This is a genomic window from Absiella sp. AM09-50 (assembly GCF_003433845.1).
In the GTDB taxonomy this organism is placed as follows: domain Bacteria; phylum Bacillota_I; class Bacilli_A; order Erysipelotrichales; family Erysipelotrichaceae; genus Hoskinsella; species Hoskinsella hominis.
Genome location: NZ_QVFI01000005.1, coordinates 113,431 through 125,520, shown reverse-complemented (window position 1 = coordinate 125,520; position 12,090 = coordinate 113,431). Strand labels below are relative to the sequence as shown.

General features: G+C 30.4%; 12 protein-coding genes. All 12 read right to left on the bottom strand.

Features of this window, described 5'->3' with window-relative positions; translation table 11 throughout:
- Window positions 1-9: 9 nt before the first annotated feature.
- The 12 genes from DW114_RS06640 to DW114_RS06585 all read right to left on the bottom strand — a co-directional run bounded on the left by DW114_RS06640 (window position 10) and on the right by DW114_RS06585 (window position 12,039).
- The gene (locus DW114_RS06640; RefSeq protein ID WP_117452990.1) at window positions 10-1,665 is read right to left on the bottom strand and encodes a CDP-glycerol glycerophosphotransferase family protein; all 1,656 of its coding nucleotides are present in this window, start codon (window positions 1,663-1,665) and stop codon (window positions 10-12) included.
- Window positions 1,665-2,807: a CDP-glycerol glycerophosphotransferase family protein gene (locus DW114_RS06635; RefSeq protein WP_117452989.1), complete on the bottom strand. Its 1,143-nt coding sequence runs from the start codon at window positions 2,805-2,807 to the stop codon at window positions 1,665-1,667. The genes DW114_RS06640 and DW114_RS06635 overlap by 1 nt, the downstream gene beginning before the upstream one ends.
- A 17-nt stretch (window positions 2,808-2,824) precedes the next feature.
- Window positions 2,825-3,868 (bottom strand): acyltransferase family protein, encoded by a 1,044-nt coding sequence (locus tag DW114_RS06630; RefSeq protein ID WP_117452988.1) that lies wholly within the window; start codon window positions 3,866-3,868, stop codon window positions 2,825-2,827.
- A gap of 57 nt (window positions 3,869-3,925) precedes the next feature.
- A complete protein-coding gene (locus tag DW114_RS06625) occupies window positions 3,926-4,765 on the bottom strand; it encodes an ABC transporter ATP-binding protein (RefSeq protein WP_117452987.1) in 840 nt (279 codons plus the stop codon).
- Window positions 4,766-4,777: 12 nt separating this feature from the next.
- On the bottom strand, window positions 4,778-5,596 hold the full coding sequence (locus DW114_RS06620; protein ID WP_117452986.1) for an ABC transporter permease: 819 nt from the start codon (window positions 5,594-5,596) through the stop codon (window positions 4,778-4,780).
- A gap of 140 nt (window positions 5,597-5,736) precedes the next feature.
- The gene (locus DW114_RS06615) at window positions 5,737-6,690 is read right to left on the bottom strand and encodes a DMT family transporter (protein ID WP_117452985.1); all 954 of its coding nucleotides are present in this window, start codon (window positions 6,688-6,690) and stop codon (window positions 5,737-5,739) included.
- A gap of 267 nt (window positions 6,691-6,957) precedes the next feature.
- On the bottom strand, window positions 6,958-7,467 hold the full coding sequence (locus DW114_RS06610) for a hypothetical protein (RefSeq protein ID WP_117452984.1): 510 nt from the start codon (window positions 7,465-7,467) through the stop codon (window positions 6,958-6,960).
- A gap of 233 nt (window positions 7,468-7,700) precedes the next feature.
- On the bottom strand, window positions 7,701-8,708 hold the full coding sequence (locus DW114_RS06605) for a hypothetical protein (RefSeq protein ID WP_117452983.1): 1,008 nt from the start codon (window positions 8,706-8,708) through the stop codon (window positions 7,701-7,703).
- A gap of 70 nt (window positions 8,709-8,778) precedes the next feature.
- A complete protein-coding gene (locus tag DW114_RS06600) occupies window positions 8,779-8,964 on the bottom strand; it encodes a hypothetical protein (protein WP_117452982.1) in 186 nt (61 codons plus the stop codon).
- A 71-nt stretch (window positions 8,965-9,035) separates the two neighbouring features.
- On the bottom strand, window positions 9,036-10,013 hold the full coding sequence (locus DW114_RS06595) for a glycosyltransferase family 2 protein (RefSeq protein ID WP_117452981.1): 978 nt from the start codon (window positions 10,011-10,013) through the stop codon (window positions 9,036-9,038).
- 36 nt (window positions 10,014-10,049) lie between these two features.
- Window positions 10,050-10,925, bottom strand: a complete 876-nt coding sequence (locus DW114_RS22055) for a collagen-like protein (protein WP_233509487.1) — start codon at window positions 10,923-10,925, stop codon at window positions 10,050-10,052.
- A gap of 28 nt (window positions 10,926-10,953) precedes the next feature.
- Window positions 10,954-12,039, bottom strand: a complete 1,086-nt coding sequence (locus DW114_RS06585; RefSeq protein WP_117452980.1) for a patatin-like phospholipase family protein — start codon at window positions 12,037-12,039, stop codon at window positions 10,954-10,956.
- Between the last annotated feature and the right edge of the window lie 51 nt (window positions 12,040-12,090).

The following is a 12,090-nucleotide window of genomic DNA, read 5'->3' as shown; positions in this document are numbered from 1 at the left end:
ACCTCACTATTATTCCTTATTTAATAATATTTTATCTATTGCAATATCACTTGATAACCTTTTGTGATCATTAAAGCTTTCATTTAAAAAATCATTTAATTTATTCATGTCATATTTATTGTTTTTAATTACTTCTATCACCTCTTCAAATCTTTCGCAAACGACTCCAGGTGCCTGTTCAAGAGTTCTATGAACACCACGTGTTAATTGATAGAAATCTTTATCGAAAGCATAAAAAATCATAGGTTTTCTTTGTAATGCAAATTCATAAATATTACTTGAAAAATCTGTAATCAACACATCTGTTACATAAAACATTTCATTAATATCACCATAATTTGAAAGATCTTTTATATATTTATTATTTTCTTTAGGAATTTCAATTTTTTCAGTTATAAAAGGATGCATCTTGAAAATAAATGCATATTCATGTTCACATAGTTCTTTAACTAAATTCATATTAATTTTATCATAAGGATAGTATGCTTCCTTTTGTGTATTTCCTCTATATGTAGGTGCAAACATTATAATTTTCCTTCCTAATAATTCAGGAAAATCTTTATAAAATTGATTTTTAAATTCACTGATTTTGTTTTGATTTAAATAGTCATCTAGTCTAGGTAGTCCAGTTGCAATAAAATGATTTCTTGGAATACCAAAAACTTCCTCATAAACTGGTATTAAGCCATTACTTCCTACTAATGCGTAATCATATTTTCTATGGCAAGAATCTTTAGGTAACGGTGATCCTGCTTTTCCAAATCTGGAATATCCAACAGATTTAAACCCAACTCCAGCATGCCATACCTGAATTAACTTTGTATCTTTATACAAAGTTATTGTTTTAAATATAGGAACATAATCATCTACAAAAATGTAATCCTGTTTTGCAATAAGCCATAATAATCTTGACCATGTAAAAAAAGTTTTAAGTTTACTTTGCTGTAATGTTTTTGAAAAAGAATAACTTATTTTGAATTCTTTATCTAGACCTCGTTCCTTTATTCTTGAGTCTATCGCTTTTAAATTACCGCCAATAGGCACTCTAGTTTCTGACATAAACAAAATATGTTTCCCATCTTTTTTTCTTATTTTATTTAGTATTGCGTAAATACTTCTTATTGTTGATTTTGTAACTATAAAAACGATTTTTCGTAATCCTTGCTTTAATGAATTCGATTCCAAAATCACATCTTTTTTTTCTGGATGTTTATTTTTTTTCATGTATGTAGTAAACATGCAAAGTATCAAATCATTTTCATTAATAAGGAACTTATCACCAACTATATTTTGCTGGCTTATTTTTTTTTCTAAAATAGATTTATCTACTATCTGAAAATTTATAATATACGAATAACATTCACTTCCATATCGATATATTTTATCTAAATTTTCTAAGGTATATCCAAATTTAGGGTTTATTGATAAAATATTTTTTTTATCATTTTTCATATAATAAAAGTACCATTTACCATTATCTAATAGTTTTGTATCATTTATATTAACGATATTAATCACTAATTGATTATCATCTGCTTTTCCTAAATTATAATCATTTTTCAAATCTGTAACATAATAATCAAAATCATTGACTTCCTCACCTTCAAATTTAATTGTTAAATAAATACTATGCCATGACATTTCTTTTATTTTAACTTTTCCCATCAGGCGTCACCTCTTATCTTCATATTACTAATGATGAACTCCGCAATATCTTTACTTGCGTTTTTGTGATAAATCACATATTTTTTGCAAAATTTATCTAATTTATCAAAATCATAAGTCGTGTTCTCTATTGCATTTATTAATTTTTTAGGATCTTTACTAATGACACCTGGTAATTCATGCTCATAATCAATAGCCAATCCCCTTACACCAGTATACTTGTACATATCAAAATTATAGAAATATAAAGGAATATTTAATAATGCCGCCTCGTAGATAATGCAAGAATAATCGCTAATCAAAGCATCAGCCACAAATAGCATATCAAATGAATCAAAATCAGGTGTTAATAAAACTTTCAAATTATCTGTATTAAGTTTAGACAAAGGATGCAATTTTAGAACTAAAATTTGATCATCCTTTAAAGATATACTTAATTGTTCTACTGCTTTTTGCATTTCTGACTCATCTTTTCTAAAAGTTGGTGCATATAATATTACTTTTTTCTCTTTCAATTGTGGATATTTTTGGTAAATCTGTTTCTGTTTTTCAATTTTAAAATTTTTATCTTTTAAAAGATCTACTCTAGGTAATGGCATTATTTTAACTATTTCTTTTGAGCAATTAAAACCTTTAGCTAAATCACTAACATAAGCTGGTGAACTAGCTAAAACATAATCATATTGTTCATGCATCCTCATCATTTTAGCTATACTTTTTTGAGTTCCTTCAGCTGTATCAAGCGTAGTATACCCAAATTTTTTCATAGTCCCAATTGAATGCCACATTTGAATAATGCATAATGATTTTTTGTGTTTTAATAACGATACAACAATACAATAAGTATCTAATACAACTACTTTACTTGTTGCTATTTCTTTCATTTGTTTCAACATATGAAAAGCATATTTTATTTTATTTAGAATTGATGAATGTAATCCGCCATCTAAAGTATGGCATAGAAATACAACTTCAATATTTGGATTCAATTTATTCAAAGCGATTTTCAATAGTTTAAAATCTCTAGATGGTTCATTACTCTGTCTAGAAATCATAACAACTTTATCTCTAACGGGTAAAAGTTTTATAAAAAAATATATAAAATTTAAAATAGCTGTTAAAAATTTAATTAGTATTTGCATAATTATCCACCATTTCCTTAATCCTTTATAATTATTTTCTTTAAAAACATTGGCATTTTTATTATAAATTTCAAAAATTTATTTATAAACCAGATAATAGGTATCATGATTATAAATATAATTATTGAAGCTAATACTGCATAGACTTGATTTTTTTGAAACAAAGGAAAAAACGCTTGTAAAATGCGTAATAAAGGAATGTGTAATGCCAAAATAATTAACGTATTTTTCCCAATATATGATAAAGCCTTAAAATGCAAACCACTTCTGAAAACAACATAAATTAGAACAAACGAAAAAGATAAAGATGTAATTAAAGTATACGTAAAATTCCTATATAATTCATTAGATAAATCCACTTGTTTATTTATTAAGCAAAAAAACGAAGCTATGATAACAATTGCAAGAATTTTCAAAAAGGTTTTATTAGCTAAACATTTTTGAAAGTATCTAAAATTTTTCCTTAGTATATAGCCACTACCATAATAAAACTGAGCTACTAAAGCTACATCAAGATGTAATGGAGCATCAAATTCTTCTTTTCCTAAAGGTGCAATTAAACCAGTCAAGCATATAACGCATGACATTATAAATACAGATTTATCGTCCTTTAAATAATGATATAAAGTATAATAAATAATTTGTGTCAAAAACATAGTCATTAAAAACCAAGTTGCATTAGATGGAGCTCTTACAACACTAGCATTGGAATAGAAAATACCAATTAAAACTTTTATAAATGAATCATGTGGAACCATTCCAGTTATTTTATTAATATACCACAAAGGTAAAACCAAAATATTCAACATTATATAGGGATAAACTAATTTTATAATTTTATCCTTTATACATTCTGATATCCGTTCATATTTATTTGGATTAAAAGTAAAGCCAGAGATGATAAAAAATAATGGCATATGAAATGAATATATTACTTTAAACATTAAATGTTTTTTAAATTTTAGTAAAGAATGCCCTAAAATGACTAAATACATAGAAATAGCTTTTAACTGATCTAGCCAAATTAATCTTTTTGAATTAACACAAATCGTATTATCCATAAAAACCTCCTTTTTTATCATTAGATAGAGCAAAAGCAACAACTAATTGTTGCTGCCTTATTTCTTTGAAAATAGTCTATCAAAAAAACCTAGTTTAACATCATGTATAACACGTTGTTCAAATTTTTCTTCAAGCTTTTTTTTCTTTTCTTTATCACTTAAAGCATTATATTTATCCACATATTCAGAATAATGATCGCAAACCTCATCAATATTCCCAATTTCTACCAATTTTCCACCCTCAATCCACATTCCTGTTTTACAAAATTCTCTTACTTGTGGTAATGCATGAGATATAAAGAATATTGTTTTACCTTCCTCATCACGTAATTTTTTCATACGGTTCATACATTTTTGAGCAAACCCTTTATCACCAACTGATAATGCTTCATCTACAATAAATATATCTGGATCTAATGCCAAAGATATAGAAAATCCAAGTCTAGATTTCATTCCACTTGAATATTTTTTTACTGGTTGATAAAGAAAATCGCCTAATTCTGCAAATTCAATTACATCATCTGTTATTTCTTGAATTCTTTTTTTAGAAAGTCCCATTAAAGCACCTTTAACATTAATATTTTCTAACCCTGTAAGTTGCTGATTTAAGCCTGTATTGATAGATATTAGCGCTTGTTCCCCATTAATAGTCATTTCTCCACCATCAATATCAGAAATGCCTGCCAATATTACGGACAAAGTAGATTTTCCAGAACCATTTGTTCCTAAAATCCCGACAACATCGCCTCGTTGAATTTTCATACTTATATCCTTCAGAGCATAAAAGCTTTCATGATCATTACTTTTTTGACCATCTTTTTTTTGTAATTTATATATTTTAGAAACATTTTTTAATTCCACAGCATATTGACTACTCTCATACATATTTTTTGACATGATATCACCTCGTTAAATTAAATCAATAAATTTGCGTTTAAATTTATACATTAGCATACATCCTATACCAAAAAGCACTAATACTACACACCAAAAATATAAACCTTGAGCAGGATGTGCTAAGATTGATTTATCATAAAATACTGAATCACGATATCCATTCACTATATAGTATACTGGATTTAATTTCATTAAAGAATTTAAAAGATTATGAAAAGGTACTTTAGCATCAAAATGGCAATCCCATATAACGGGAGAAAAATACATTAACATTCGCATTAATGATGTTATTAGTTTTCTTACATCTCTCCACAACATAGTCAATACTGATAAGATCAAAGATACTGCTTCTACAAAAGCAAATGCACAAATAGCATAATATATCATTCCTAACCAATAAAAATTAGGATAATATCCGCATATCAACAATGTTACAATAGCAATTGCTAACATACATAAATGATTAAAAAATTCTTTCGCACATATTGTCGCAGGTAAAACACTTACTGGAAACTTCATTTTAGTAATAACGCTTGTTTTAGAAAATACAGCGCTACAACCATTTTGAATACAGGGTTGTATAAACCACCATGCTGCATAACCAATAACTAACCAAGGTAGATATTCAACTTTCCCAATTGGTTTTTTATGCCATGCAATTCCAAAAATCAGCCAATAAGTTAGAACTTGAATAGCTGGAGATGCAAAATTCCAAAATAAACCAAATTTAGAATCTCGCATATCTGCAAGTAATTCGTATTTTGCTATACAGAATATACGGTATAGATTTGTAAAATTTTCTTTTAAAACATATTGAATACTCTTAAACATAATAGTAACTCCTTCATCTTTTTTCATCATTGATATACAAAAATCATACACAGCCGACCATATTATACTACAGAAGACAATAAGAAACTAGAAAACTTTTAAATTTTCGTTATTTTCACATTTTCAGACTAATGAAACGCTTAATTTTTCTGATATTTCTGATTTTTTCCTTTCAAATTTACCACCATGATCCCTATTACAACAAGTAATAAAGCCATAATTCCCTGCAAACTAAAAGCCTGTGAGCCTTCCTGCAGAATAATTGCAGACAACAAAACACCAAATAATGGGTTCATAAAGCCATAGATACTTACTTTACTTACAGGATTATACTTCAACAGAATACCCCATAATGTATAGGCTACAGCTGATATAAAAGCCAGATATAATGTAATTAGATAAGATGATAAATTACCAAAACAGATTTGTCCACCCATCACAAATCCAATTCCAGCAAGTACGATTCCTCCAACAAAAAACTGACCTCCACTCAACATGACAGGATCATCTTCATTTCCAAATTTCTTAATAAAACCACTAGATAAAGCATAAGCAACCTGCGCCAATAATACAAAGCCTTCTCCCATAATCGAAAAAGAAGCATCTAATTGAGCACTAGGAGTTATATTGATGATAACAATTCCAGCAAATCCTAAACAACATCCTATCATTTTTCTTTTACTTAATTTTTCAAAATGGAAAATAAAACTGGAAACTAAAATCGCTAAAAAAACATTCATCCCTGTAATTATTGCACCTTTTACTCCACTTGTATGTGCAAGTCCTACATAGAAGAAAAAGTATTGCCCAATTGTTTGAAATAATGCTAAAATAGCAATTCTTTTTCCACTTCCTCTTTTAAACTGAATACATCTTTTTGTTAGTATCATCTGTAGTAGTAATACCATTACACCAGCCAGCATAAAACGAATACCAGCAAACAATAGAATTGATGGTGTATCTTGTGCATTAATCTGTAATAATGCGTAACCAGTCTTGATAGATGGTGTTGCACTTCCCCATAAAAAGCAACAAAGCGCTGCCAACAACAAAACAACTGGACCTTTACTTAAATATTTCTTCATTTCTACCATATGTTCTCTCCTTATTTCAAAACTTTGCTTATTATACTACAAAAATTGGAAAATTCTATCAATATATAAACTCATTATATGAGAAAAGCGATAGAATCCCCTTATACAAGCTTTGAAATCTAATTTTTTATTTTCCCATTAACAAATAAGAATCATAGCATATTTCAGCTTTTTTACTTTGCATAATTAGTAATCAATACTAATGGTGTCATATTTGACATAGAAAATAATGTTAGAACATCTTTTTAAAACACCACTTTTTCTTTATTATCGATCATCACAATATCTATTAAATAATTCTTTTGCTTCTGCTTTTCGCTTTAAAGGCTCATTCAGTAAATATTCAATCAATGTAGATATAGATTGTCTACAGTCCTTATCTTCTAATTCAGCTAACGAAACAATCAGTGAAAACAATAAATCTTCTGATTTTTCGTTATGATTTAGATCCTGATAAACCTTGTCAATATCTTCATTTAGTAAATCTTTGACAATCTTTGCACCTTTTTCATTTAATGTAAAGCATCTGTTTAAACAAAGCAGCATCTGTAATCTTAATTCAACTGATTCTACTTCTTCTATTTCATCATATAATGTATTCAATGTTTCATCATAATCTCCAAATTCTTCATCCACATCATATTCTGCTTCTGATACCCTTAATGCAAATTCCTCTAATTCCGTAACATCTAATGAATAAGGTTTTTTCATCACAGGTAATTGAGGATGATCTTTCAGATACATCAAAGCAGCAACCTCATGTTTACAATCATCCATATACTCACAATTACATTCTAAATTTACTTCTCCATCATCAAAATGAATGATTACTGTATAAAGAATTGTGCCTTTTACCTTGCATATGACAGTTTTTTCATCGAATGCATAAGCTTCTTTGACTTCACCTTCTTCATAAAGTTCTATACCTCTACTCTAGATTTTACCTTGAAATAGATTGAATACATATTCTGGCAACGTAAATGTGTAATACTCCATATGCCTTATCTCCTTTATCTTTTTAATTGTTTAATATCTACTTGTAAATCTTTGTAAGAATAACCATATTTTATACACCAGCCAATACAGGCTAAAGTGATTTCGTTTTGTTCATAGCATTCAAAATCCTTTAAGATATTATATTTTCGAAATGCATCTTTACAGTTGCGAAATGCTTTCCTACCATAAAAGCAATTATATAAATAATCTGTATCGTAGCGATTAGGATTTAGTCGATCAATAAACCGCTTTAATATTTCTTTCTTATCCAATTCTATTCGATATATTTCATCTTCTTCATCAATATCCATATACATCATATCATCATCTGTATAAAATGATTTTGTTGTTTCATCATAATATCCGTCATTTCCATAAGATGTTTCTTGCATTGATGCTTCCAATATCATGGTATCTATCTGTTTTAATTTCATATTTTTAAATGATGGTATCTTCTGTTTAGGAAACATTTTCTTGATTCGCTTTAGTAATTCCATATCAGTTTTATTTTCTGTTTCATATGCTTCTATATAACAAAGATAGTAACTTAATAAATCAGTTGCATATAAATACTTCAAATCATCAATGGTATCATAATGAAAATATGTACAGGTTTGTTCAATTTGATCAATGAATGATGGTAGCATTTCATGTGCTAAATACCAATTGCTTTCTTCATATTCATAATCTCCATTCAAAAAGCTGCAATCTTCACTGATATTATCAAAATATCGATAAGGTAACTTATCGTTTCGACAAGCAAGCGTTAGAATAGAATCCAGCATTTGATGTTTATTTATCATCGAATATTCTTCATCAAAACCTGGAAACATACAATCTTTTGAAAAAAGTTCTTTCATTGCATCTTCAACATTTGAAAATCTTTTAAGATGTTGTATACAATCCTCTTCATCTTTAAACAAACGCATATGGATCAAATATTGTATGGCATCTTTTGTATTCATTTGTGAAATCATCTTTTTAAAGTTTTCCTGCTGTTTGAAAAAGTCATGTTCTTTCATATACGTATACTCCTTTTCTAAAATTTATCGATTATCTTTGTATGCTTCATTTGTTCTTCAAAATTCATTATTATTCATACTCTTCATAATCCATATAGTTAGAAATAACATCTATTTGATGATATTCCCTAATCACTTCCTCCATCATATTTTTGCTTGTAATTTTATCATATCTAGTTACATTTTTGATTAATGTTGCTTTGACATCATACATTTTTTCCTTAGACCACTTATTTACCGTATCTAATAGTTTCATAAGTATTCCTCATTTCTTGTATAGCTTTATAGTATCACAGAAACAAGGATTCCATTAACAAAAAAATAATTTCATTTTATATTAAGCATTTCTTTACAAATCGCAATTCTTTTTTTAGGAAATTCATCATAGCATTCCCTTCGCACAAATCCTCCACTTTCTAAATTCATCTGACAATGTATAGCTGCCTCAAACCAGTACATTGCCTGCATCCACTGTCCTCGATCAAACAAATGCTGACCTATATCACAACATAATTCTGCACGTGGAACATCATATAAAAAACTTTCAAAATAACAACGTAGTGCATCTTCTTCCCGATTCACATAGTAACAGCAATACCCCATCATCTCACAGGCATCAATATTATTTTCAATCCAGCCTTGTTTCCCATTTAAAAAGGCTTGGAATTGATCAATTGCTTCTGCATATCTTTGATGATAGTATAATTCTCTTGCATAATAAAATTGTTCTCTTGGTGAGAAAGAAACACCTTTTTGTATCAAACCTTCAAATATTTTTATATTACGATCAGGGTCTGCCACATGTTCTTTGCGATGTGTAATCGCAATGTCTTCATATTGCAGTTTTCCTATCAAAGGAATCACTTCATGAATCACTCCCTGCCACTTTAAATGACTATTGGCATTGATCAAACGCTCCCGATAATACGTGAATACAGGATTCCCGTCTTGATCGAATGCGGTATGATATTTCATCAATACGATATCCACATCTAAAGTCAGACGTTGTTTTAAATCTTTGATTTTTTGTATATCCTCATCTAATATGACATCATCCGCATCTAACCACATCCTGAAATCCTTTGTTGCTTTTTCAAATGCGAAATTTCTTGCCTTACTAAAATCATCGCACCATACAAAATCAAATACCTTATCCGTATATGTTTCCGCAATCTTACGACTTTGATCATCACTTCCTGTATCAACAATAATCATTTCATCTGCGAATTGTTTTACACAGTTTAAGCAGCGTGCCAGAACATCCTCTTCATTTTTTATAATCATACAGACACTGATTTCTATCATATCCATCCCCCTATGTACAGGCAGGTTTCCCTGCCCTTATGCATTGATCTGATATGCCACCAGATAGGCATTCACGGTATTATTGCGACAGCATAATGTGATACAGTTTTGACTATCCGCAAGCAGACCTAATTCATCCCCCTCATTTAATGTAAGAATACATACCCCGCTGACAAGTGTATTCTCACATATTGCTGGCATTCTGCTTTCTTCTATCAACATGGAATGATTTAACTCCAATGCGATACTATCTCCATCACATGGTGCATTTCCAATCAACATACCATATTGGACCACATAAGTGCCTGGCTGATGAATGATTAAACTTTGAAAATCATTTGATACGCCTAATCCATAGTTGATATTACTGACATCAAAAGCTACTGGTGCTTGTGAACAGGCTTCTTTTCCACTATAGGAATATAACGCTCCACTGGCAAATTGTGGCATAACTGCAGACTCTCCAGCAGGACCTGTTGCTCCCATGACACCTTGTGGTCCTTGTGCACCTGTTGCTCCAGTTAATCCCCTAGGGCCTTGTAACCCCATAGGGCCTGTTGGTCCAGGAATCCCCTGCATACCAGGTGTGCCTTGTGGTCCTGTTACCCCTTGTGGACCTCTTGGGCCTTGTAATCCTTCTCTACCCTGTTGTCCTTGTAAACCACGCGGACCTTGCGGACCACGTGGACCTCTTGGACCCATTGGGCCTACACAACAGGATGACTGTGTACAATTCTGTTGAAAATCATCATTAAAATCATTGTTGAAATCATTGTCATAATCACAATTGCAGCCACAATCACAGCAATCCTCACATCCGCAATCATACTCATATCGATTCTGATACATAGCATGTCCCCTTTCTTGTGAAACACTTCTTTGCTGTTTCAATTTACTATATGCCTGATTCATAAATGTGTTCCTGTCCTATATTTTTCGCCTATGCAAAACAGCGCAATAAACACTCTGTCAACGTTTCCCCATGCTTCGCAATCATATCAAAATCCTCCGGTTTTACCCTTGTTAAGGTTGTCTTATAATCAGCTACTTTCTTTACATCCTGATCATTTAAAGCAGATACCAGTAATTCATCTTTTTGATTTTGTGTTAATTGACAATGATCTAATATTTCATCAACATGTGCATTGATTTTGATATACAGTCCTCGATGATACATTTGAAAATAATTCATAACACTTCTGCTTTTTAAAGATTCTACCTGATCCATATTGATATCTAATAACCGTTTTAAGTTTTGGATAGAAAAACTCATATGCCGGCTTTGATGTTCAATATTGCCAGAGGCATTGCTTATAATCAAATAGTCGATATCATCAGAAAGACCTGGATGTTCATCAATATGAAATAAGGGATCTAAGCCCATATTATCGTAAACCCCACCATCCCATAAATGTAAGATTTGGTCTTGTGGAATGATTGGATTTGCATGATCATCTATCCAGTGGTAATCTTTGGTTTTTAATTTATATGGACCAATGAACACAGGAAAACCTGCACTTGCTGCCATGGCATGTGTCAACATAAAATGAGGCTTTACGACATAGCCACTTTGTAAAGAACCCATCTGTGTGGTATCCATACGAAAATCCTTTCCTGTTTCATAAGCGGTAGTATTGATTGTCCATTTGGGATAGACAAAAATATCTTGTAGACAGCCACTTACTTTCCAGCGTTTTTCCATTACATTCGCTAACAGATTTACTTTCTTATCCCAATAATAAGGTTCTACGATTAAACGCAATATCGCATTCCATTGGATATCTTTTTGTGTAATCATCGCTTTAATTTTAGGCAATACAGAAGTTAAGAATACATCATCATTTGGCCAACAGTTTCTATTACAGCCATAAATCAAACCCATACAAATACTTGCGCCTGATACGGTAGAAATATGGGATACCTGAGCTAACATCTTATGCTTCGCCAAGGCTTTTAAAACACCCAGATGAAATACTGCTGCACGCATGCCTCCACCGGATAATGCCAATCCTATTCGCTTTTTCATTATTTTCACCTATTGCATTATATGAAAGCATCTTCTACATGTACAAAAAAG

Bases quoted from the DNA above. Each gene is read 5' to 3' on its own strand.
- DW114_RS06610 (WP_117452984.1), bottom strand. From the start codon at position 7,467: ATGGATGATTGTAAACATGAGGTTGCTGCTTTGATGTATCTGAAAGAT.
- DW114_RS06640 (WP_117452990.1), bottom strand. From the start codon at position 1,665: ATGGGAAAAGTTAAAATAAAAGAAATGTCATGGCATAGTATTTATTTA.
- DW114_RS06635 (WP_117452989.1), bottom strand. From the start codon at position 2,807: ATGCAAATACTAATTAAATTTTTAACAGCTATTTTAAATTTTATATAT.
- DW114_RS06625 (WP_117452987.1), bottom strand. From the start codon at position 4,765: ATGTCAAAAAATATGTATGAGAGTAGTCAATATGCTGTGGAATTAAAA.
- DW114_RS06600 (WP_117452982.1), bottom strand. From the start codon at position 8,964: ATGAAACTATTAGATACGGTAAATAAGTGGTCTAAGGAAAAAATGTAT.
- DW114_RS06585 (WP_117452980.1), bottom strand. From the start codon at position 12,039: ATGAAAAAGCGAATAGGATTGGCATTATCCGGTGGAGGCATGCGTGCA.
- DW114_RS22055 (WP_233509487.1), bottom strand. From the start codon at position 10,925: ATGAATCAGGCATATAGTAAATTGAAACAGCAAAGAAGTGTTTCACAA.
- DW114_RS06595 (WP_117452981.1), bottom strand. From the start codon at position 10,013: ATGATAGAAATCAGTGTCTGTATGATTATAAAAAATGAAGAGGATGTT.
- DW114_RS06605 (WP_117452983.1), bottom strand. From the start codon at position 8,708: ATGAAAGAACATGACTTTTTCAAACAGCAGGAAAACTTTAAAAAGATG.
- DW114_RS06630 (WP_117452988.1), bottom strand. From the start codon at position 3,868: ATGGATAATACGATTTGTGTTAATTCAAAAAGATTAATTTGGCTAGAT.
- DW114_RS06615 (WP_117452985.1), bottom strand. From the start codon at position 6,690: ATGGTAGAAATGAAGAAATATTTAAGTAAAGGTCCAGTTGTTTTGTTG.
- DW114_RS06620 (WP_117452986.1), bottom strand. From the start codon at position 5,596: ATGTTTAAGAGTATTCAATATGTTTTAAAAGAAAATTTTACAAATCTA.